Source organism: Bacillus sp. JZ39 (assembly GCF_053903145.1).
The window spans coordinates 1,802,716-1,828,255 of sequence record NZ_CP096389.1 but is presented as its reverse complement, the minus strand read 5'-3'; the positions used below and the strand labels follow the sequence as shown (position 1 = coordinate 1,828,255).

At 45.4% G+C, this 25,540-nt stretch carries 3 protein-coding genes; 1 reads left to right on the top strand and 2 read right to left on the bottom strand.

Annotated elements, in window-relative coordinates; translation table 11 throughout:
- The first annotated feature begins 129 nt into the window (after positions 1-129).
- Positions 130-1,347, top strand: coding sequence for a cytochrome P450 family protein (locus M1D65_RS09190; protein WP_021479252.1), 1,218 nt, complete (start codon positions 130-132; stop codon positions 1,345-1,347).
- Between the two features lie 44 nt (positions 1,348-1,391).
- On the opposite strand, the gene M1D65_RS09185 is transcribed toward M1D65_RS09190, so the two are convergent.
- Together M1D65_RS09185 and M1D65_RS09180 are read right to left on the bottom strand one after the other, a co-directional pair.
- Positions 1,392-9,023 carry a beta-ketoacyl synthase N-terminal-like domain-containing protein gene (locus M1D65_RS09185; protein WP_161986018.1) on the bottom strand — a complete coding sequence of 2,544 codons (7,632 nt, stop codon included), beginning with the start codon at positions 9,021-9,023 and terminating at the stop codon, positions 1,392-1,394.
- A 14-nt stretch (positions 9,024-9,037) separates the two neighbouring features.
- Complete coding sequence (locus M1D65_RS09180) at positions 9,038-25,504, bottom strand: amino acid adenylation domain-containing protein (RefSeq protein WP_456270869.1); 16,467 nt, start codon at positions 25,502-25,504, stop codon at positions 9,038-9,040.
- Positions 25,505-25,540 lie beyond the last annotated feature (36 nt).

The window sequence follows — 25,540 nt, the reverse complement described above, 5'->3', positions numbered from 1 at the left end:
CTATTGAATGACTCCTAAAATAGATATATAGTTTTAGAGACAGGATTACATTTCAAATCATTCTGTTTTTTGTAAACTAATTCAGCAATTTGATTCATCTATTTACCCTATTAGGCGAGGAGAATGCAAATGGAAAAATTGATGTTTCATCCGCATGGTAAAGAGTTTCATCACAATCCTTTTTCAGTTTTAGGGCGATTTAGAGAGGAAGAGCCCATTCACCGATTTGAATTAAAACGGTTCGGAGCCACATATCCGGCCTGGTTAATTACCCGATACGATGATTGTATGGCCTTTTTAAAAGACAATCGAATTACAAGAGACGTAAAAAATGTGATGAACCAAGAACAAATCAAAATGCTCAACGTTAGTGAAGATATCGATTTTGTATCCGATCATATGCTGGCAAAAGACACACCTGACCATACCCGCCTGAGATCACTTGTTCATCAAGCATTTACTCCCCGAACCATTGAAAATCTGCGCGGCAGCATTGAACAAATTGCTGAACAGCTTTTAGATGAAATGGAAAAAGAAAATAAAGCGGATATTATGAAATCCTTCGCTTCCCCTTTGCCTTTTATTGTTATATCTGAATTGATGGGAATCCCAAAAGAAGATCGGTCACAGTTTCAAATCTGGACCAATGCGATGGTTGATACCTCTGAAGGTAATAGAGAGCTGACAAATCAGGCTCTTCGTGAATTTAAAGATTATATCGCCAAGCTGATCCATGACAGAAGGATAAAGCCAAAAGACGATTTAATCAGCAAACTTGTGCATGCTGAGGAAAACGGCTGCAAGTTAAGCGAAAAAGAGCTCTATTCGATGCTGTTCTTGCTCGTTGTAGCCGGCCTTGAAACAACTGTTAACTTACTCGGCTCAGGCACCCTCGCATTGCTGCAGCACATGAAGGAATGTGAGAAGCTCAAGCAGCAGCCTGAAATGATCGCTACAGCGGTTGAAGAATTGCTGCGATACACCTCACCTGTCGTTATGATGGCAAATCGGTGGGCCATTGAAGACTTTACATATAAGGGGCATTCGATCAAAAGAGGAGACATGATTTTTATAGGCATTGGATCGGCCAATCGCGACCCGAATTTTTTTGAGAACCCCGAAATATTAAATATAAATCGGTCGCCTAACAGACATATTTCTTTCGGTTTTGGCATTCATTTCTGCTTAGGAGCGCCTCTTGCCAGGCTGGAAGGCCACATTGCATTTAACGCCCTTCTGAAGAGATTTCCTGATATTGAACTTGCGGTTGCACCTGATGACATTCAATGGAGAAAAAATGTCTTTTTAAGAGGATTAGAAAGTCTCCCTGTTTCACTTTCAAAATAACATTCAAAACGCCCCCTTTTAAAAGAGGGGGCGTTTGTGTTTTCTCAGCGCTTCACCAATTCATCTGTTTCTTTTTCTTCCCTCGCTTCATGTTTCTTTCGGAAAGCCTTAAGGAAATTCGCATTCACTACTCCCCTGTTTGAATAAAGCTTTTCACAAAATTCTAACATGGCTGTTGACGCTTTCGGTTCGGTTAATATCATGAAGTGGTTGCTAGAATCGACATCCACCAGGTGGAAATGGGGAATTTGCCGCTCCCATTCCTCCCAATAGGCAGCTTGATCAAACGGTTCTTTTTCATTTGATAAAGTGAAATAAGTGTCTAAATCACCAAAGAAGGACCTGCTTTTGTTGCGGAAATAATAACATTTTACCGTCTCAGGATCAGGGAGAGGCTTAACAGTGTACGACTCCAAATCATAGGCGCGCTGTGTTTTCATCATTTGCTGAGCCTGCGCACGTATTTGCTTATTTGGTTTGTTTAGCCCTCGTTCTTTTGCCAAGTCAATCAACTCAGACAGGAATTCTTCATCCTCTAAGCTTATGTCCACCTCTTCACGGCTGATGAGAACATCCGTAAGCTTTTCCCGTTTCGCAATCGATGCCAGCATCGTATTAATTGTTTGCAGCATTGACGTTTTCATAGATGCCTCATTCTCTTTTGTCTCAGAACGATATGGGGAGTCAATCATCATCATGCTTTTGACAGCAAGGCCTTGGCTTTGCAGCTGGCGAGTGACTTCATATGCAATCATCCCGCCTAAGGAATATCCGCCTACATCATAAGGACCTTCAGGCTGTATGGATCGAATGATCTCTATATAATAGGAAGCCATTTGTTCAATTCCGTGCAAAGGAGCAGAATCAGTCATGAATCCTCTGGCTTGAATGCCGTAAAAAGGGCGCTGGCTCTTTTGTGCAAATTGCTGATAGATTTCAACTCCTCCTACTCCGCCATGGAACCAAAAGACAGGGCGCCCCCGCTTGCCGTCATTTAACGGTATCAATTCCGGAAACGTGCGAGCTTGATCATTTTGTAAGGATGTATCCTCCTGTTTCTTTGCGATCAAGTCCATCATGTCCTGAACAGTATGGCATGCTTGAAGCTCCGTCAAGGCAATGAGAGGGTCCACCTTTGATTGCAATTGCTGTAATAACTGTATGCAAGAAATTGAATCAAATCCATACTCCTGCAATGGCTTATGAGGCTGCAGTTCATCCGGAGCCATCCCTAGTACATTTGCTAATATGTGATGATCGCTGCTGTTGTTGATACGCTCATCCTGTGAAACAGAAGGCGTATTCTCTACTGCTTGAAAGCCGTTCCAGCAGCTTCTCTTTTCAAATGGATAGGTTGGCAACGGTATTCTGCGGGCACCTTTTCCTTGATAAAGCTTTTCCCATGGGATTTGCACCCCTTTTGTCCAGCAAAACGCGATCTTTTCAAGGTTGTTTTCAGACAACAAAGTCTCGATCACCATTTCTCTTAATGGACCATCCAGCAAGGCTTCGATATCTGACGAGCCATTTTCTGCATTTCCGCTAAAGACAGGTACAGAACTCTTCGGCTTATCGCCTTTTTCTGCTAAGCAGGCTTGCAAGCCGATTACCAGTTCTTCTTTACTGCGGACGACGAGCGCCAGGCGATCTTCCATTTCCTCTCGGCCGGTTTGGAGTGTATAAGTATAATCTTGTAATGACAGTGCTTGTTGTTTATTCACATAGTCAAGCTGCTGTTGAACAATTGCTTTTAGCCTGTCTTGATTCTTTGCAGAAAGAACCACAATGTGGGCACCATTCTCACTCATACTAACAGGTGGTTTTGGTAAAGGAATATATTCTTCTAAAATGACGTGCGCATTTACGCCTCCAAAGCTATAGCTGTTGATACTCGCTCTGCGCGGAACTTTTTTGCCTGCAGCGTCACTTAAATCCCCCCATTGCTGATTCTTGGCAGTCACTCGGAAACGGGTGCCCTTTAATGACACCTGGTCATTCAAAGACGAAAATCCGGATATGCCTGGTATTGTTTGATGCTTCATCGCCATGCTGACCTTCATAAGAGCAGCCATGCCGGAGACGAGTTCACCGTGTCCGATGCTCGGCTTTAAGCTGCTGATATAACATGGCGCTTCCTCCCGTACTTCCTGTGGAAGTTCCAATTCGAGCTGACTGCAGCCAGACTTTAACGCCTCTATTTCTATCGCGTCTGCCAATGGAGAGGCGATCCCATGTGCTTCTATATAGGTCACCGTTTTGGGATCAATTTGCGCTCCTTGATAAGCCTTCAGCATTGCATCCTTCATGCCGGCCGGATTTGGCGCGTGAAGTGACATTCCCCTGCCGCCATGCGATACACCTGAACCTTTAATAACCGAATAAATATGGTCAGAATCTTCAATGGCTTTTTGCAATGGTTTAATGATGAGAACTCCTGCTCCTTCACTTCTGACAAAGCCATTTGCATCTGCTTGAAAGGATTTGGCCTGTCCTTTCTCACTCAAATAGCCCATTGAGTCAAAGCCAATAAAGCCTTTTGGTGAAAGCAGCAAATTCACAGCCCCGACAATGGCTTGCTCACATTCGCCATTTCGAATGGATTGTATAGCTCTGTGCAAAGCCACTAGAGCTGAGGAACAGGCAGCTTCATAATATTCACTTGGCCCTTTTACATCAAGTGCATAGGATATACGGTTTGGAATTAGGGAAGGAACCACAGCTGTATCCGTATTGCCGGCTGCGACAAATACCCCTGTCGAGCGGCTGGATACAACCTGCCCTGTTAAGCCTGCATCTTCCATCGCCTTCCATGCATGTATCAAGAGCAGAAACTCCTGTGGGTCCATATTCGCCGCTTCTTTAGGCGATATGCCAAAAAACAGGGGATCAAACTCACCTATTCCTTCTATAAAACCGCCCCATTGAAGGCTTGATTGCCCTTCCTTATCGGCTGCGGCATATTTGCGCCAGTCCCAGCGTTCTTTCGGCACTTCAGAGACACAGTTCTTTCCCTGGATAAGGTTATCCCAAAATTCCGTTACGCTGTTTGCTTTCGGAAACTGTCCCGACATGCCGATAATGGCTATGCCGTCTGCCGCGTGTTCGATTGTTTTATCCGTGTTCGTCTCGTATGCCGGAATCTGTTTCATTTGGTTTTCAATTTGAGCTGGGCGTTCTTCCTGCTGATGAGCTTCACCAAACAGCTGAGCAAATGATGCTTCATGTTTGTCCGCAAAAAAGTCGATTAGCTTTTGAATAGTCGGATATTCAAAAAACAGAGTCGGATTTAATTCGATCTTTGTCTCTGCTTCCATCTCCCTTGTCAGTGCAACCAATTGAGAAGAATCGATTCCAAAATCCATGATATGCGCTTTTGCAATTGACAATTTTGACGGATCGGCCATGTTTACTGCCAGTTTATCTGTTACATAGCTTCTGATACGAGCTTTCAGATTGCTGGCTTTGATGGCCTTATTTTGATTTCCTCTTTGATTCGAAATACGAAGCTGTTTAAGCGAGTAGCCCGAGTAGTGCAGCACTGTTTCTGACGACTCATTGACCACATCTACATCAAACAGCAGCATGTCACCTGTATTCTTAACCAATGTAATCAAAAGCCAGCAATCCCCTTTTATCGTTTGCTTTGTAAACTGGATATCATTGATTCCAAACGGCAGGAAGCCGCCTGTCATGTCAAACTGCTCTAAGAAACTGAGGATAGCCAAGTACGCGCTGTTTGTCATCAATGGGCTTACAATGTAATGGTGCCCGTTTGCCAGCCCGCTTTGGGGCAGGCGAATTTTTGCCAGTATAGACTTGTGATCTCTGTAGAGATGAGTAATTGTCTTAAATAACTCTCCCCATTCAGGACCGTTTCCGGTTTTATACATCTGATCGATGTGATGAAGCTTAGTTAATGAATGCTTAACGTTCTCGATATTGACTTTTTTTGGCTCAAAAGAACCGATTCCGCATTGTCCGATTGCGGCAGGCTTCCACAAACCAGAGGACGGCTCGCGATACATGATTTGCAGTTCTATGACTTGATCTTTTTGCAGCGGCTTTGCCTGAAGTTCAATGGTCTCGCCTTGTTTGATGACAATTGGACTGGTATAACTTAATTTGCTGATACGGCCGCTGTTTTCCTCAGGGAACAGGTTAAAAAATGCTTCAATGGCCAGACTGCCATATGTGGCACCGACAAGCACCCGTTCATTGTTGAAGACGTGTCCTTGAACGTAAGGCTCATCATAAGTGAATTGATCTTGAATGACCGGCTGATTGATATTGTCTTCAACATCTGACGATTTCTCATTGATAGACGATACATCGAAATGAAATGATGTATTATGGTCAAATGCATAGTGAGGCAGATGAACCCAGCCTGTTCGGTTCCCTATATCAGCTTCTTTAAAAGCAATCGATGCCCCTTGTGCCCATTGCTCTGCTGCGTTTATTTCTCTATCCCTAGATGCTGATTCCGCACATGGCTGTAAATCGAATGATGTATAGATGCCTTGCTGGAGTGAGCTTTCTCTTGATGTTCGGAACACCTTTAGTTTTTCGAACAGCTCTTGAGTCGATGTCACTGTAAATGCAGCCCTATGCTCTAAATTATGGTTTCTCCTGTGTAAAGCCTGTACAACGGGTTCAATATCCAGAGAAGCTTCCTTCTCTAAAAACAATTGCATATTTTCTAGATAGCTAAGCAGGCTCCATTTTGTTTTGGCTGAAAAAACGGCAGTGAATTCCTGCTGGCGGGGAGCGATATGTTCTTTCTCAGGGGCCGTCTCCATATATTCTTCTATAATAAGATTGGCATAGGCTCCCCCCGCTCCGAAGGAATTGATCATGCTTCTGCGTGGCAATTGTTTTCCAGTTTCAGGATCATTCAAGCGATGCCATGGCTCTGTTTCTTCCTGAAGATAGAAAGCCGTGTGTTCCAGCTTAATATTTGGATTGACAGGCATCGCATTAATTGTCGGCACCAGCGTCCCTTTCTTCATCTGCAGCAGCACTTTTGTCAGCTGAGAAATACCGGAAGCCGCCTCTAAATGCCCCAGATTGGATTTGACAGAGCCTATCGCACAAAACTGTTTCTTGTTTGTATATTGTTGAAACGCGTTTGTTAAGGCAATTACTTCAATAGGATCGCCCAGCGCCGAACCATTTGCCGCCGATTCAATATAGCCGATAGTCTCTGGATCAATGCCCGACTGCTGAATCGACTTGACAATTAACTTTGCTTGCTGTTTCGGATCCGGAGCTGTATACATCTGTCTTCCGCCGCTATGGTTGGCAAAACTGCTTTTGATCACAGCGTAAATATGATCCTGATCTTCCATTGCCTTCGAAAGCGGTTTTAACAGGACAGCTCCGATGCCTTCCCCGGGAATAAGCCCGTTTCCTGTGCCAAAACTTTTGCTTTGATTGCCGCTTCCCAGCAGATTGGCACGCTCCAAAGAATCATATTTAGAGAGATCGAGTGTTAAATTGACACCCCCAGCAATCGCCATTGAGCAGTTTTTCAATTTCAGGCTTTCACACGCAAGATGTATGGCGTTTAATGAACTAGAGCATGCTGAGCTGACAGCGATACTCGGTCCGGTCAGGTTAAAAAAGTGGGAAACGCGATTTGCAATGTGCCAGTCTCCCCCATTTGAGCTGAGGACTGCCTGCTCTAAAGATGGGATATTCCAAAAATACTGGTTATACATATTCCCTATAAAAACACCTACTCCGTCATCATCCCGCAATTTATCCAGCCGGGTTAGCGTATAGCCGCCGTCCTCAAACGTTTCCCAGACGGTTTCTAAACATAAACGGAGTTCCGGTGTCATTTCCATCACCCGGTTTTGCTCCACCTCAAAAAGCTGATGGTCAAATGCCTCTATATCTTGTAAAAATCCGCCATAGCGTTTCTTATTTGCCGGCTTTTTTGGATCTTTTGATAATGTTTTCAATAAAGATGTGCGCCATCTGGATTCCGGTGCCTCTGTAATACAATTGTCTCCGGCGATTAAATGCCCCCAAAGCTCTTCTAAACTGTTAGACATCGGATAGCGCCCGCTTACCCCGATTATTGCGATATCTTCTGTACTAGAATCATTAAAATGTGTTCCTTGCAAATTACTTGTCTTTTCTATTTTTGGTGGTTCAGTATTTGCTAGCTGAGTTTCCGTGACTTCCTGCTCTGTAACAAAGCGGCGTGTATGAAAAGTAAATGGCTTATTAGGATCTGTACGCTCTGTTTGAAGTGGAGCTTCATTTTTTGCAGGCTTCGTTTTTTCCTTTAACAATGCTGTCCGGAGCTTATTTTCATGCCCCTTTACTAAATATTCGACGAGTTCTTTTGTGTTGTTATGTTCAAATAAAATGGTTTTTGGAAGCTCTCCCGTCACTTTTTCTAATTCACGAATGAAATTCACCTGCAAAATCGAATCAATTCCATACTTCTCAAATGTCGTATCTTCGTGAATACGTTCTGGTGATAGTTTGATTGATTTTGCCAGCGTATGCTTCACAAATTGTGCCGTTTGTTCGATGAGAGAATCGCTTTCCTGTGAATGATCGATTTCAGCATTCATTTGTAGATGGCTTGGATCTTCTTCTGCCCCCGTTCTCTTCTTTTGACGGACGACTCCGTTACTTTCAGCGGCAATGATCTGCTGGCCGAGCTGATGCGATTGTTCAGCCATAAAGGAAACATAGCGAAATCCTTCACTCTCAAGCACCGTTTTCCAAGTATCCGGATACAGGCCCGGGCAGCCCGGAATGCGGAGATCAGGATCCTCATACAGCCACCAGCCCTCTAAAAGGCCGAACGTCAAATGCGAATATATATTATGATCACTTATTTCATTTAAAAGGAGCAGCCCGTTTTTTTTCAAAACTGCTTTTGCATTTCGCAATGTCTGCCGGATATTTTTTGTGGCATGAAGCACATTTGCCGCGATGACCGCGTCGTAGCCTCCCGCATCAATATGCTGTTCAGACGCCGGCTCCTCGACATTAAATCGTTTATATGTCAAATATGGATTGTCAGGACCATACTTATTTTCTGCATGCATTAAAAAAGCTTTAGACAGATCTGTATAACAATATTCTTTTATATGTGTCTGCCATGCTTTCAATTTTTGAAAAACAGCCGCGCTTGTCCCGCCGGTCCCGGCTCCGATTTCTAATATTCGAATCTTCGCCTCAGGCTCTTGCTTCAGACGTTCTTGCAGATAGGCTGTTAACGTATCTGCAAGAACATCATTAAAATAGTCTGCGATTTGATTGTTTTTATAGACCCCTTCTACTAAATCCATAGATGAATTCGGAAACAGGATATCGGTGGCTGACGCCTTGCCGGTCAGAATCTCCGGCAAGGCTTTAAGTGCTGTCTCCACCAATGTCACCATGGCTTTCATATTATTGTCTTGAAGCAGGTCAAATTTTTGTTCATTCCATTCTTTCCACAGCTCGCTCATGGTGCCTATTGAGCGTGTTGGAACATATCCGTTCTCCGTTCGCTTGAGAAATTGATGCCGTTCTAAAATCGATTGGCTTTCTTCAAACCATCTGCCATAGAAATTCTCCAATACCGGCTGGGATTTACTTTCTGTGAAAAACCCTATGGACTGTAATTGTGCGAAAAGCATTTTACAGAGAATGTCTTCTGTGTTCAGCATTGGCGCTTCCCCTCCTATAACAGTTGTTGAATCTTTGTGCTGTCACCCGGGTGATAGCTTCGCAGCTTTTGAATGGCGGAGCCGTGAGTTTCCGGGTACACTTCAATCGTTTCTTCTGTCTGTTCCGCTTCATCATTCGTTTCGTTTGCCATTTTCATCATCACTAGCTGCTTCAGCGGTCCCCCGAGCAGCAATTCCAAAGCTTCCATTGCTTCAGGGGCTTCAATTGAGCCTATGCCTGCCTGAGCCATTCTCTTCTGGTAATCCGGTGATGAAACAACACCAATGCTTCCCCAATAACTCCAATTCATCACGGCCACTGTACAAGGCCATACTTGAAAAAGCCGTTGTGCAAAAGCATCCTTAAAACTGCAGCCCGCAGCGTAGTTGCTTTGTCCGGAAGCTCTTGCAAACGATTGTACGGAAGAGAAAAACAAAACAAAATCCAGTGGTTCATGCCGGAAAACTTGGGCCATTCGCACGCTTACATCAACCTTTGCAGCAAGAACGTTTCTGAAACATTCCTCACTCATATTCATCAGGCTTCGGTCTTGTAAGACAATCGCAGAATGGATGATGCCGTTGATTTCTCGATGCGTTTGTTTCATTGTTTCATACGCTCGTTCTAATTCCTCTCGGTTAGCCGCATCAGCTTGAATGTAATACGGGGCTGGCCCTAGACGCGCAAGTCTGTCCAGCTTGCTTTGAATGGCTGCATCCTTTTTCCTTCTGCCAATCCAAACGATCTGCGCCCGATATGTTCTGATCATATATTCACTCCACGCCTCACCAATACCGCCAGCTCCGCCTATGACAACATAAACACCTCCGTGCTTATACTTCGTGTGCACCGGTTGATTGTTGTGTACTGGAATTAGACGAAGCTTATGCCAAATCTTGTTTCGATAGGCCCACGTATTCCCTTCTTGATCGGCAGGCAAGGAAAGGAGTTGAGATAACGGCAGGTCTTCGTATTTTTTAACATCGATCAGCTTTGTCTGCCAATTTGGATATTCTTTTGACATTGAACCGATCAGGCCGTGCACCCCGGCATCGACCGGGTCGACAATATCATGCTGATCAACATATTGTGTATTCACCGTCACGACCGTCCAGCTTATCTCCTTCTGTCCATAGCCTAAAGAAAGCATTGCCTTAATGAGCCTATACATTTGAATGACGCCTTGATCTTGGGCTTCAATCATTTCATCGCCGACTTCGCACTCTGTCACACGAGAAGGAGACATCCACACGATGTGGTCAAACGATCCGAGTGCTTCAAGCTGGCCTGTAATTCTATGAATTGATGCGTTCGGCTCAATGTACAGCTCCTTGGCAAACGGAAACTCCCTTTGAACAGCTTTTCTGCTGTTGTCATCCCCTCCGAGGATGACAACACGCTCATCAGCAGGCGAAATGCTCCTCTTCTCCAGCTGCACTCGATCCCATATCGGCGCCATAAGAAGCGCTCCGTTAAGAGTTGCTTTGGAGTTTCCTAGTGATGTCGGCCCGTCTGGCGGTTGTATGCCTTCTTCCAGCAGCCTTGAGGTAATCCCCTTGATTCTTACACACACTCGGCCTTGTTCATCACACAAATCAATATCCAGTCTCTGTATTTTGTCCTCATTAGGACGAGATGTCACAGACACCCACATTTTATTTGTACACGGGCTGAATATTTCTAGCTCTTGCAGTGCAAAAGGCAGAGAAAGCTGCTCGTCACCGGAATTCAGCTTTAGCCCGATCGACGCTTGTAAAGCAGAGTCGGCCATACTTGGATGAAGAACGAATTCATTCAGTGTGTGAGTTACACCAGCAGGCAGAGAAAGCTCTGCCAAGGCTTGATTGCGGCCGATGTAAAGCCGATCTATCCCTTGAAAACCAGGTCCGTAGTCAATGCCGATCGCCTTAAACAATTCATAACACTGGTCGTGTGAGAGTGTGCTTAAACTGCATTGGTCTTGAAGCGCGCTGATATCCTGGACTGGAATGTCTCCTGCCCCGCGGATTGAAGCACTGCCTTGACAATGTATCTTTCGATCATTGTGTGCAGCCTCTGTATAGACGTTAAAAGCAATCTCGCCGTCCTGCTGGGGATTTAGACTGATATCCACTTGCACAGGCTGGCCGTCCGCCACAATCGGCTGCACCCACACAACATTTTTGATGTGAATAACAGATTGTTGATCTTCGGTTCTTCTCACTGCTCTTGTAACGGCAGCATGAACCATCTCAAGATATGCCACGCCCGGCATAACCGGTTTCCCCTTCACCTTATGATCGGCGAAAAAGAACTCAGCACCTGTAAAGGCCGAGCTGAAACGCTGCTCTGACAAATCAGATGTGTTGACATGTATCAATGGATGCAAAGCTGCTGATTCGACTGTTTTTAAAGCTGTTTGATGGGCGGCTGCCTCCTCTTTCGTATCCGTTATCCAGTAGCGTTCTTTCGCAAATGGATAGGTAGGGAGGCTGATGCGTTTCGGCTGTTTGCCGTCATACAGTTTACTCCAGCCTATTTCCATGCCTTTTACCCATAAATCAAGCAGTCTTTCATATATGTGAGGCTCCCAGCTATTGTTGAGCGTTTTCTGTACTTCGTCATCTGATCTCAATGTTTGTGCGATACCTTTTTCTGCTCTGCCTCTGTACATGTACTTCGCATTGGTGCCCCCTTCTATAAAGAGGTTCAGTTTTTCCAGCAAGTCTCCAGTCGAGACAGCGATGATCCCTAATCTCTCCTCCATTGCATCACGCCCCTCTTGGAGTGTATAAGCAATATCAGTGAGGTCACGAGCAGTGATAGATCGCTTGCTGATAAAGTCTGCTAATTGCCGGGCTTGGTCTTTCAGACGATCTTCATCCTTTGCCGACAAAATAAAGATGCCCGGGTGCTGTGCTGTCACAGCTAGTGCTGTTGCAGGATGGGTTGTTTCTTTCGGAATATATTCCTCAATGACCACGTGGGCATTGACGCCGCCTATCCCGAACGAACTGATACCTGCGCGGCGCGGCAGCTCTCGGCCGGCTTCATCCCGAAGCGCCTGCCACTCTCTCGATTCCTGCACAATATAAAACGGGCTGTCGTCCAGTCTGATATACGGATTAACAGTTTCACTGTACAGACTTTTGACAAGCGTTTTATGCTTGAGCTGCAATAACACTTTAATGACACCCGCCACACCGGCCGCAAGCGATAAGTGGCCGATGTTTGTTTTCGCTGATCCAAGTCCGCAATGGCTGCCATGAACAGCCGGGTCCCCCGTTTTTTCATACAGCTCTTTAAATGCCGCTTTTAAGCCGTTGATTTCTACTGGATCGCCCAGCTCGGTTCCAGTCCCATGCGCTTCAATATAAGTTACGGTTCTTGGATCAATTCCCGCTTTTTCATATGCTGTTTTTACGACATCCGCCTGAGCTTTCGGATTAGGAGTCGTTAGAGAATTTGCGCGGCCACCGTGGTTTACCGCACTTCCTTTAATGACACCGTAAATATGATCACCGTCTCGTTCAGCCGCTGTCAGCTTTTTCAGAAAGAGAATGCCGGCACCTTCACTGACTGCGAATCCATCGGCTTTGTCAGAAAATGTTTTGCATCTTCCTTCTTTGCTCAACGCCCCGGCCTTATCATAGGCGATATGGCCTTGCGGAGTTACGACCGTGTTGACCCCTCCCGCAATCGCCATTTCACAGTTTCCATTTTCAATGGCGCAAACCGCATGATGAATGGCGACCAAAGAGCTTGAGCACGCAGTGTCGATCGGTTCACTCGGTCCATGAATGTTCAGGAAATAACTGACTCTATTCGGTCCTGCAGAAGGACTCATATTCGCAGCCGCTGAGCCTTCGATGTCTACATTTGACAGAAGTGAACTGTACCCTGTGTTTCCTGTCCCGATGAAGATGCCCGTTTTGGTTCCTGCCAGGCTTCTCGCTGAGTGTCCCGCTTCTTCTACCGCCTTCCACGCATAGGTCATTAACAGGCGCTGCTGAGGCTCCATCTGCTCAGCCTCCAGCGGAGATATGCCGAAGAACAATGGATCAAAGTCAGCTACTTCATCAATAAAACCGCCCCATTTGACGTTTGTTTTATTCGCTTCTTTCAGAGGGTCTCCGTAATACTCCTGCCAATCCCAGCGGTCTTTTGGAACCTCTGTAATACAATCCGTGCCCGATAACAGGTTCTTCCAATATTCCTCAATGTCTTTTGCCTTTGGGAAAACGCCGCTCATCCCAACAATCGCAATAGGCTCAGGCTTGTGATCAGCTTCCTTTTGCATTGGTGTTGCCGAAGGTTTTACAAAGCGGTTTTCAGTCGAAAACATCATATTTTTTATATTCTGTTCGACAGGCTGCATCAGCACCTCAGCTTTGGCAGGCGTTTGAGCTGTAAAAGCATTTGGATATTCTTCTGACAGATACCCTGCAAATGCATAAACAGTTGCGTGCTCAAAGAAGATCGTAGGCGTAAGATCCAGCTTGTACTTCTCATTCAGTGTATTTGCGAATTCAGTTAACGTAATCGAATCAAATCCATATTGATTAAACTCCATGTCCTGGTCAATCTCTTCAGGTTTGATTTTGAGCAATTGAGAGATTGTTTGCTTTAAAACTTCTTGAATGTGGTCAAACATATTCCCTTGATCCATTCTCGCTTCAGATGTCACCGGGACTTGCACTGTTTTCATTGGTACATCATCAGAAGACGGCTTTTGAGTCAGCTTTTCCCTCATCATGTCTTTGAATCCTTCCATGACGATGACTTGATCTTTGCCAAATGCCAAACCTTTATACAGCGCTTGAATGCCGGTCTCGGTCCGCATTGGAGTCACACCTGTGTTTTTCAACGTCATGTTTTCAATTTCTTTATTCGCGCGCATGCCGCCTTCTTTCCAGAGCGGCCAATTGATTGACAACGTTTGTCCGTGCCTGTACATGGCGGTTACAAGCGCATTTCGATAAGCAGCATAACTGTCCATAAATGCATTAGCCATTGCATAATCGGCCTGTCCCGCGCTGCCGGCAACACTTGATATTGAAGAAAAGAGGATAAAGAAATCTAACGCAAGATGCTCGGTTGCCTCATCCACATTCACAAGCCCTTTCACCTTAGGAGCGAGAACTTGTGTCAGCTCTTCATTGGTTTTGCTCATAAGATAGTTATCTTTAATCAGCCCAGCGCTGTGAATGACACCATTCAAGTCTTCGTAATCAGACGTAATGCTTGTGATAAGCTCGGAGGCTGCTTCCGTTTGTGTCACGTCAACCTGCCTGTATTCTGCGCGAGCCCCTAATTGCTGAAGTTCGTTAAGCTCCGCCTGCTGATCCGCATTCAACGCGGATCTGCCTGTCAGAATGAGCACAGGCTGTTCGGCTTGGCGAGCAATCTCTTTTGCAAAAATAAACCCAAGTCCTCCTGCGCCGCCCGTGATGAGGTAAACACCTTTATCTCTCCACGGCATGCTTATTTCCCGATCATCTATTTGCATTTCATCCAGATCATTGATGTACCGTTTGCCTTTTTCATATTTGATGTGCTGATCTTCTGTGTGCCTTTTATTCTCTTTCAGTTTTTCTATCACACTTTCAATATTTTCATGTGAATCGATTTCAATCGTCTGGCCGATTAGTTTTTTATTCTCCAAGCCGGCAGTTTTAAGGAGCGCCGATAGCCCTGAGAATGAGTACTGCTTTCTTTGTGCAGAGGTAAGCAGCTGGATCAGAACATTGCCCTGAGGTCTGCTTTTGAGAAGACCCTGGACCGTCTCAAGCGCTTGTTCGGCATAATCCTGGAACCTCTCTGCAAGTCCTTCGCGGAATGACTCCAAAACGATGCATTCCGCTCCTGTCATTCTTGATTCAATGCGATCTTTTGAGAGGCCATTCATGTCGCAAAGCATGACAATGTGCCGTTCGTAATGAGGCTCAGGACTTTCTTTTTTAAAATCCTTAGGCACCCATTTTTCTTCAAACATCAGGGTTTCCAGCGTTTGATCAGATTCCGCCGATCCAGAGCCGCCTTCCGCTGCTCTGAAAGATAATCCTTTCATCCGTACGCAAACATTGCCGCTCTCATCTAAAACATCAATATCGCGCTTTTGCACCTTATCAGTTGCCTTGCTGCCTTGGCTGTATCTTGCGTAGACCCACATTTCTGACGAACATGCTCCGAAGACTTCAAGCTCCTGGACCGCAAAAGGCAGTGTCAGCTGGTTATCCCCGGCGCCTGTCAAAATGCTTGACGCCTGCAAAGCAGAATCCATCAGCCCAGGGTGCATTTTGTATTGGCTGAGCGTATCTGCAGCTGACGGATGCAATGACAATTTTGCCAAAACAAATTGTTCAGCTGTATAGATTTTTTTCACTCCGCGATAAGCAGGACCATATTCAAATCCAATCATTCGATAGGTGTCGTATACTTCGTTTACGCTGAAATGACTTTCCTGACACTGCTCCCGCAGAGATTGCAAATCAACCGCCGGCAGATTTTCAGCAGGATTCAATACCGCGCTGCCTTGACTGTAGACGATTGACTGTTCGCCAGTAACGTCTGAATGACCATAGATTTCATAAGAGATCTCACCATTTTCTCCCGGTAAAAGCCTAATGTGTACTTGCTGTGGCTGATCCTCTACAACAATAGGCCGCACCCACACCGCATTCTTTAGCTTCATGGTGCACGGTACACCTTCTACCTCTGCGGCCTGCTCAACAGCTGCCCGCGCCAATTCAAGATGAGCCACTCCCGGCAAAATCCGTTGGCCTTTCACAACATGATCAGCAAGGAAAAACTCTTCTCCCGTATAAATAGAGCTAAACCTTTGTTCCGAGAGATTCGATGTGTTTTGATGCATTAATGGATGCAGCACGGCTCCGCCAAGGCGGGAGGCTGCTTGATTTGCATCAATGCTGCCGATTTTTTCAATATGATCAGAGATCCAATAACGGTCTTTTGCGAAAGGATACGTCGGCAAGCTGATGCGCTTTGGCAGATTCTCGCCATACAATTTCGTCCAGTCTACATCAAGCCCCTTTACCCATAATTCAAGCAATTTTGCATACTTTCCCCGTTCCATCCATTTCTCGACGGCTTCTTGAATCTCTTCGTCCTCTGTCAGCATTTGGAGTGTGCCTTTATCAATCCTGCCTTTAAATACATCCTCGACACCGCTTTTGCCTGCTGCAAAGTGTTTTAACTTTTGCTGTACATCCTCCATGGAACCGGAAATAATCCCGAGACGTTCTTCCATCGCATCCCGTCCGGCTTGCAGTGTATAAGCGATTCGGGCGAGATTTACGTCACTATATGTTTGCTTATCAAGCGCATCTGCCAGCTGCTGTGCATGTTCTTTTAGCCGCGCTTCATTTTTAGCCGATAAAACGAAGATACCCGGATGTTCCGGCGTGATGGATGGTATATTCTCATCGGATGCTTCCGGAATATATTCCTCGATAATCACGTGGGCGTTTACCCCGCCGATTCCAAATGAACTGATACCTGCCCGTCGAGGAAGCTCTTCTCCCCGTTCATTTTTCAGCGCTTTCCATTCTTCCGTTTCCCGTACGATATAGAACGGACTGTTTTTCAGCTGAATGTATGGATTCACGTTTTCGCAATGCAGACTTTTCACTAAGGTTTTATGCTTAAGCTGCAATAATATTTTAATAACTCCTGCTGCACCGGCTGCCAGCGATAAGTGGCCGATGTTTGTCTTTACAGACCCTAATCCGCAGTAAGGATTGGCTGATGTGTCTCCTTCATTTACACCCAATGCTTTAAAAGCTGATTTCAAACCGTTAATTTCAACCGGGTCTCCAAGCTCCGTCCCGGTTCCGTGGGCTTCAATGTAGGTCACGGTTTTCGGATCGATTCCCGCTTTTTGATATGCCGACTGAATAACATCTGCCTGCGCCTTCGGATTGGGAGTCGTTAAAGAGGCTGCACGGCCGCCGTGATTGATTGCACTGCCTTTTATGACTCCGTAAATGTGGTCTCCCGCTTCTTCAGCCGCTTTTAATTTTTTCAGGAACAGTATGCCGGCACCTTCCCCATGTGCAAAACCATCGGCTTGATTTGAAAACGTCTTGCATTTTCCTTCTTTGCTCAGTGCTCCCGCCTTATCAAAGCTGATATACACCTCAGGAAGGATAATCGTATTTACACCGCCGGCTAATGCCATGTCACAAGTGCCTTCCTCAATTGAAGAGATGGCATGGTGGATCGCCACTAGTGAACTTGAGCACGCTGTATCAATCGGTTCGCTCGGCCCGTGCAGATTAAGGAAATAACTGACCCGGTTCGGACCGACCGATGGGCTCGTATTGGCTGCCGCTGATCCTTCTATTGCCGAATTCGCTTTAGATAGAAGAGAGCTGTATCCTGTATTTCCCGTTCCGATGAAGACGCCGGTCTTTGTGCCTGACAACCTTTTCGCCGAATATCCTGCATCTTCGATCGCTTTCCAGGCGTAAGTCAGCAGTAAGCGCTGCTGAGGTTCCATTTGTTCAGCTTCACGCGGGGAAATGCCAAAGAATAATGGATCAAAATCTGCAATACCGTCAATAAAACCGCCCCATTTCACGTTCGTTTTATTGACTTCCTTCGCCGGATCACCTTCATATTCACGCCAATCCCAGCGATCTTTCGGGATTTCTGTCATGCAGTCTTTGCCCTCTTTTAAGATGTTCCAGTACGCCTCAACGTCTTTCGCCATAGGGAAAATCCCGCTTATGCCCACAATGGCAATTGGCTCAGGCCCTGCATCACTCTGTATGGCGTTTGGCAGCATGACTTGCTGCTTTCTGCGTCTTTTAGCTTTGGCACGCACGGCTTGTTCCTGTTTCGCAGCAGGCTGAAGCTGAGCCGATGCTGCGCGCACAACAAATGTCTTCGCAAATACCGATTGATATTCTTCTGACAAATGCTTGCCAAACGCATGAATCGTCGGGTAGTCAAAAAATACGGTTGGCGTCAGCTCTAACTGATAGGCGCGATTGATATGGTTGGTGAATTCAGTCATGGAGATAGAATCAAAACCATACACCGTCATCTCAGCATGATCATCAATCGTTTCAAGCTTGACCTTTAACAGCTTAGCGATCTCTCGCTTTAACATCGCCTTTACTTTATCCAGCAAACTGTCTGTATCAATGCTATTTATTTGTTCAGTCATGTGTTCTGCTTCCTTCTTTTCCATAGGTGCTGAGGCGTTTTTGGCCAGCATGTTTTGTTTTATTTTCTGCACATCGCCTTCGATCACCATTACTTGGTTTGCCTCTGAATGAAGTGCTTGATATAATGCCTGAATTCCTTTTTCCGCCCTCATAGGAACAATGCCGGCAAGTTGCACAAGCCTTTTCTCAGTTTCTTGATCGACCTGCATGCCTCCATCTCTCCATAAAGGCCAGTTTACAGAAAGCGTCTTCCCATGCCGCTGGCTGAGGCCGGCAAGCCTATTTCGATAGCCTGCATACATATCCATAAATACATTGGCTGCCGCATAGTCAGACTGGCCAATGCTCCCTAAACTTCCTGAAAGAGATGAAAAGAGAATAAAGAAGTCTAAAGGCAAATCCTTACTCGCTTCGTCTAGATAAACAAGCCCTTTTACTTTTGGCGCCAGTACATCGTGCAGATCTTTTGCCTGTTTATTAACCATGTAGCTGTCCTTGATGATTCCGGCACTATGAAGAATACCGTTCAGACGGCCATATCTTTTTTGAATGTCGTCAATGAGCTGATAGACTTCAATTTTATTGGTAACATCTGTTTGCCGGTAGGTGATGTCAGCCCCCTTGCTATGAAGCTCTTCCAGCTTTGTGCTTTTGCTTTCGCTAAGAGGTGAGCGGCCCGTCAGAATGACTGTCGCATTTTTCGTTTGTTCCGCAATTTCCTTTGCAAAAATATGACCTAGTCCGCCGGCACCTCCTGTAATGAGATAAACGCCGTTTTCTTTCCACGGTTTGCTGCCGTCTCCTTTTGCCTGTTTGATTTCACGCCAATCAGCAATATACCGTGTCCCGTTTTGATATTTGACATATGAATCGCCGCTTATTTGATTTTCTAACAGTTTGCCAGCGATGCTTTCTCCACTTTCTTCACGGCTGACTTCAATCATTTGGCCGGTTAGTTTGGCATTTTCCTGACAAGCTGTTTTCAGCAGTCCTGTCAACCCTGAAAACAATTGCTGTTCTCCCTCTGCAGAGGTTACGATCTGAACGAGAATGCCGTCTTTCGGTTTCGTACGAATGATCTCTTGTACCTTTTTAAACACTTGTTCTGTATAAGAATGGAAACGCCCATCTACTGAAGAAGGCCTTGCTTCCAGGCTGTATACATGGACATCCTCGATGGCTGCTTCAATCTGTTCTCTCGTCTCATGATCATATTCACATAGGAACACGAGATGCTCTGCATATTTTTTTGCTGCCGCGCCTTCAGCTGCCTTTTGTTCTTGCCAAACGGGCTGAAGCAATAAAGTTTCAGCGTTCATTTTTGATGGTTCGGTTTGTATATCTGCCTCCATCACCCTCGTCGAAAATCCTTTCAGCCGCACGCAGATCATGCCATGCTCATCGCATAGGTGAATATCGACTTTCTGTATCAAATCTCCCGGTTTGTTTTTCGAGTTGAATTGAACATAAACCCACATGTCAGAAACGCACTGACCAAAGACCTCAAGTTCCTCCAGGGCAAATGGCAGTGCTGCCTTAAAGTCTTCAGTGTCTGAAAGTTCCGCTCTGACGACATTTTGCAAATATTCAGCCGCCTGTAACGCCCCATCCATTACACTTGGATGAAGAACATAATCGCCCAACGTATGTGCAACAGATTCCGGCAGTGATAATTTGGCAAGCAGCTGGCCGTCGCCTTTATATACGGCCTCTACACTCTTGTAACCTGGACCGTAATCGGCGCCGATCATCCCTTCATAAAACGAGGCAGCATCCATTCTGCTTTGATCACATTGTTTCTTGATCTTAGAAAGATCCAGTGCTTTTTCTCGCTTTAACTGAATCAATTCCGCTATACCTTGGTTATATACAACTGGTTCTGCATCAGCGGATTCCGGCTCGCCATACATCCGATAAGCAATGTGTCCGCCATCTTCATCGTAAAGTCCGATATTTACCTGAACCGGCTCACTTCCTGCTACAACCGGGCGAACCCACACGACATTTTTCAGCCTGATTCCAGTTTCATGATCTTCCAATCCGCCAATTCCTTGTTCTATAGCGGCTCTTGCCATTTCAAGCGTGACCGCCGCCGGCAAAATCGCCATGCCTTTAATGATATGCTCGGCAATAAAATACTCTTGTCCTGTGAAAATAGAGCTGAAACGCTGCTCTGACAGAACCGATGTATTATGGTGCACCAAAGGATGCAAACGCAAAGGTTCAATTGTTGTCATATCGCTGGCGCTGCTTTCAGGCCAGTATCGTTCTTTGGCAAAAGGGTATGTCGGCAAGCTGATGCGGCGTGGCTTTGTATTTGGATAGAGCCTGCGCCATTCAACGTGAAAGCCATTTGCCCACGTCTCGGCAAGCTTTCTCAATTCTTCTTTTGATATCCGTGCTGAAGCCATATCATCTGCTTCAGCATTTCCAAGCAGCTGTTCAGCGGATGTCATTCTCGTTTTTTCTCCTCGAATACAGCCTTCTGTGAGCGGCTTTCCAGTCACAAAAGCTTCCAGCTGATGTTTCCATTCTTCCAGATCGTTCACTATAAAAACGATCCTGTTATCCATTGCTTCACGGCCGACTTGGAAGGTATATGCAATATCTCTTAAAGAGAAATGCCTTTGCTCGTCTTGTCTGATATAGGACAGCATTTCCTTCGCGTATACTTGGAGCCGTTCACTATTTTTAGCTGATATAGGAATGATGTAAGGCTGATTGCCTTCGTTTTCGGTACCTGCATCAGAAATGTTTTCATATTGCTCAAATATTGCATGGGCGTTAGTTCCGCCAAGGCCGAATGAGCTCAGAGCCGCCCGATGGACACCTGCGTGTTTCTCTAACGATTTTCGTTCACGGACAACATAAAAAGGAGAGCTTTCAAACTTTATATCCGGATTCGGCTCCGTACAATTGATGGTCGGTGCAAGTTCATTATGGTATAAACTCATCGCAACTTTAATGCATCCGGCTAACCCCGCAGCTGTATCCAAATGGCCGATATTCGTTTTTACTGAACCAATTCCGCAAAATTGTGTTTTGTCGGTGTATTGCTTGTACACTTTATTTAGCGCAGACATCTCAATAGGATCGCCTAATTTCGTTCCCGTACCGTGTGCTTCAATATAACTGACCGTTTCAGGATGGATCTTGGTTGTATCCAATACATGCTGTATCACTTCTGTTTGGCCTTTTACACTAGGCGCATAGAAGCCTGCCTTCTCTGCCCCATCATTATTGATGCCTATTCCGCGCATAATGGCATAAATATGGTCTCCGTCTTTTACGGCATCCACAGCTTTTTTCAGCAGGATGACTGCTACGCCTTCACCTCCGGCCATTCCGTCCGCCGAAGCATCGAACGCCTTTACATGCCCGTCGCTTGAAAAATTCAACCCGTTTTGGTGCACGTAGCCGATCGCTGATTGTGCGTGCAATGTTGCGCCTCCGACAAGCGCATATTGTGATTCGCCCGATGTCAGGCTTTTGTATGCTTGATATAAACCGACTAGTGATGAAGAACAGTTAGAATGAACAAAATAGCTTGGCCCTTTTAATCCGAGCTTATGTGAGATCATTGTGGGAATGGTTCCGCTTTGGGCTAAAACCCATGAGACATAGCCATCCGGTGATTCATGTCCTTCTGTTGTCTCCTTCGGCAATAACGTTCTATATGAATTGCTGCTTGCAGACATATATACACTTGTTGCCGGAATCTCCTTAGCCACATATCCTGCATCTTCAATCGCTTTCCAGGAGTGCAGCAATAAGAGGCGGAGCTGAGGGTCCATATACTCAGCATCTTTTGGCGAAATTTGAAAGAAACCGGGATCGAATAAGTCTTTCCCTTCGATCACAGATTGCACCGGCACATAGTCAGGATGCTGTATCAATTCTTCGGGAACTCCATTTGCGCGAAGCTCTTCTTCAGAAAAGAATCGTATGCTTTCTTTGCCTTCTTTGATGTGGTTCCAGAAGTCATGATGATTTTTCGCACCCGGGAACTGGCAAGATATCCCCACAATCGCAACACTGTCGTCAAAATAAGGAGGAATCTTCTGTTCTAGGTGTTTTCTATCTTTTTTGATATCATAATGATCTTCATTTTGTGTCCCGGCTAGATCTGAGTTTTTCATCTCCAAAATGTATTCACTGATTGCACGGATCGTGGAATACTCAAACAGCTCAGTAACATGAAACTCACAATCGAATTCTTTTTTGATTCGTTCAGCCACAGCTACAGCCAGAAGCGAATCGCCGCCCGCATCGAAAAATCCGTCTTCCGGCCCAATTCCGCTGACCTTGAGCGTTTCCTCCCAAATGCGCAGCACCTGATCCTCTATTTCCGTTAATTGCAAGTGATTTGGTTTCCTTCTGTTGAACACGATCTCGCGTTTTTCTAATTCTTTACGGTTCACTTTTCCGCTGGGCGATAATGGAAGCTCATCTAAGCGGATAAAGTGTGAAGGTATCATATATTCGGGCAGACTCGATTTTAGATGAAGGCGCAGATCTTTTGGATTGGCAGAGGCATGTCCGCTTTCCTCTGTATAATAAGCAGCGAGCTGTTGATGGCCCTCCAGCTGCTTCACCACTACCGCCTGATCTAAAATGCCCGGAAATTCACTCAGCTTTGTTTCTATTGCGCCCAGCTCTACGCGAAAACCACGTATTTTGACTTGGCTGTCAATCCGTCCCAAGTATTCTATGTTGCCGTCAGGAAGCCACCTTGCTGAATCACCCGATTGATATAGCTTCGTCCCTGGTTCAAAGGGATTATCAATAAATTTTTCAGCCGTAAGCCCCGGCTTTTTAAAGTAGCCTCTTGCTAAGCCGGCTCCAGCGATGCAAAGCTCACCAGGCTTTCCGATCGGGACAGGCTTCAAATGCTGGTCCACAATGTAAATTTTCGTGTTGGAGACAGGCTTTCCAATCGGTGTATGGTGACTCGCGATATCTCCTTTTCCGCATCCGAAATACGCAGCGTAAATGGAGGCTTCCGTCGGTCCGTATATATTTTCAACACGGCAGTTTGTAAAGAGTGATACCGCCTTTTTCACTAATTCTTTAGGGAAGGCTTCACCTGCAACCATCATATACTTCAGCGGACCATCCTCTGTGAATCGCTTGTTGTCTTTCGCTATTTCTAAAAAAACATGCAGCATGGCCGGCACAAAATTAATGTGAGTCACTTTATATGTTTCAATATAATCCATGCAAAGCTGCGGTGATTTCTCCCCATTAGGCGGAAGAATCACAAGACGGCCGTCTCCAATAAACCATCCGAATAATTCTGAGATCGATACATCAAACACATAGTTCGTCTTCAATAGATATGCATCCTCAGCCGTTACAGGATAGTGAGATTCAAGAAAATTCAGGGTATTCATAATGCTCCGATGCTCTACCATAACCCCTTTAGGCTCTCCAGTGCTTCCCGATGTATAAATAATATAAGCGAGGTGTTCCGGTTTTACTTCCCGCTTTAAACCGCTGCTTTGCTGGTCTGTATAACCGTTTCGGCAAGCTAACTCGATATTGATCGCTTTTACATGGCTGCCAGTTAATCCGCTGATCCTATCATGAACGTTAGGTTGGGTGAGGACAATGGATGCCTGACTGTCTTTGAGCATGTACTCTAATCGTTCTTGCGGAAAATTTGGATCTAACGGCACATACGCTCCGCCAGCTTTCAGTATTCCTAAAATTCCGATGATCATATCAAACGAACGCTCTGCACAAATGCCAACGGGCTGTTCAGGTCCAACACCCTGATGTTGAAGGTAGACTGCCACAGATGTGCTTTTTTCATCTACTTCTTTATATGTAAGTGATCTGTCTTCAAACATCACAGCAACCGCATCAGGGGTTTGTTTCGCTTTTTCCTCAAACACCTCATGTATACACTTTTCATTTGCGATGTTTGTCCCTGTCGCATTCCATTGTTCCACCAAATTAGTTTGTTCTTGATTTAATCGCAAAGAGTAGGCTTCAAGCGGCAAAGACGGGTCATCCATCATGTGCTGCGCGAGCTTCATATAGTTCTCCATCATGCTTTCAATGGAGGACAGTTCATACAAATCAGGGTTGTACAGAAGATGAAGCACTGTTTCATTTTCTTGCTCATATATTTCGAGCGCCAGCTCAAATTCACCCTCTTGCCGAATGTCTTCAATATATTCGATGCCAAGCGTTTGATACGGTTCGAGCACTTTTTGCAAGCCTGTTGCCTGAAAAAAGTTTTGGTACAGAAAAGCTGTTTGAAAAACCGGAGAATCCGCGGCAGAGCGGTCTACATTCAGCTCTCTTACCAATGCAGGGAACGGAAACGCCGCATGATCCAGACCGTCAGCCATTGTCAGCTGCAGTTCCCGAATAAATGCTGTTAATGGCTGAGCTCCGATATTCTTGCTCCGAACAGCCATCATATTGATAAAATAACCGATTAGGGTTTCAAATCTGTCTTCATGCCGACCCAATGTCGGAACGCCGACAATGATATCCTTTTGTTTTGTATAATGATGCAGCAGTACTTTGTAAATGGAGAGAAACACAACCGATTCATTCACATGATTGGTGCGGGCAAACGATTTAATTTGATTTCTCAGGTGATGGGGGAGCAAGCTTTTATAAGCTTGCCCCTTGAATTTTCGTGCTGAAGACCGCGGACGGTCAGCAGGCAAATCAAGAACTGGCAGACTCCCAGACAACTGTTCTTTCCAGTAAGCGAGATGCTCTTCCCCTTCTCTGCCAGTCAGCATCCGTTTTTCCCAATCGACAAAATCGTAATAATCAGCTGTTAATGGCTGCTGCAAGGGTTCAATCCCATTCAGCAATTGTTGATACGCTTCGAATAGCGCCGATATCAATGTCAGCATCGACACACCATCAAATATGATATGGTGAATTGTTATAAGAACAATGCATTCTTCTAACCGATGAAAAAGGTGTGTGCGCCATAACGGACCAGCTTCCAACTGGAAAGGTTCTTTTGCTTTTTCTTTTAGAAAAGGCAAAATATCTGCTGATTTCATTGCTGATATATCCTCTTCCACAAAATAAAGATCCTTTGATAACTGAACCGATTGAAATGGAATGCCATTTTCTTCTTGAATCACACTGGCTAAGACCGGATATTGTCTCTGTACAAACAGAAGGGCTTTCTTGAACGTCTCTGCATGTATTGGTTTGCTGAAGCGAAAGCATAAAGGAATGTTATATGCACTCATCCCAGGAGACATTTTTTGAAGCATCCACAGCCCTTTTTGCCCTTCTGAAAGCGGGCTTTTCAACTGCCGCTTCATGCCTTTAAGATGTTCTTCCACCTCAGAAATGGTTAA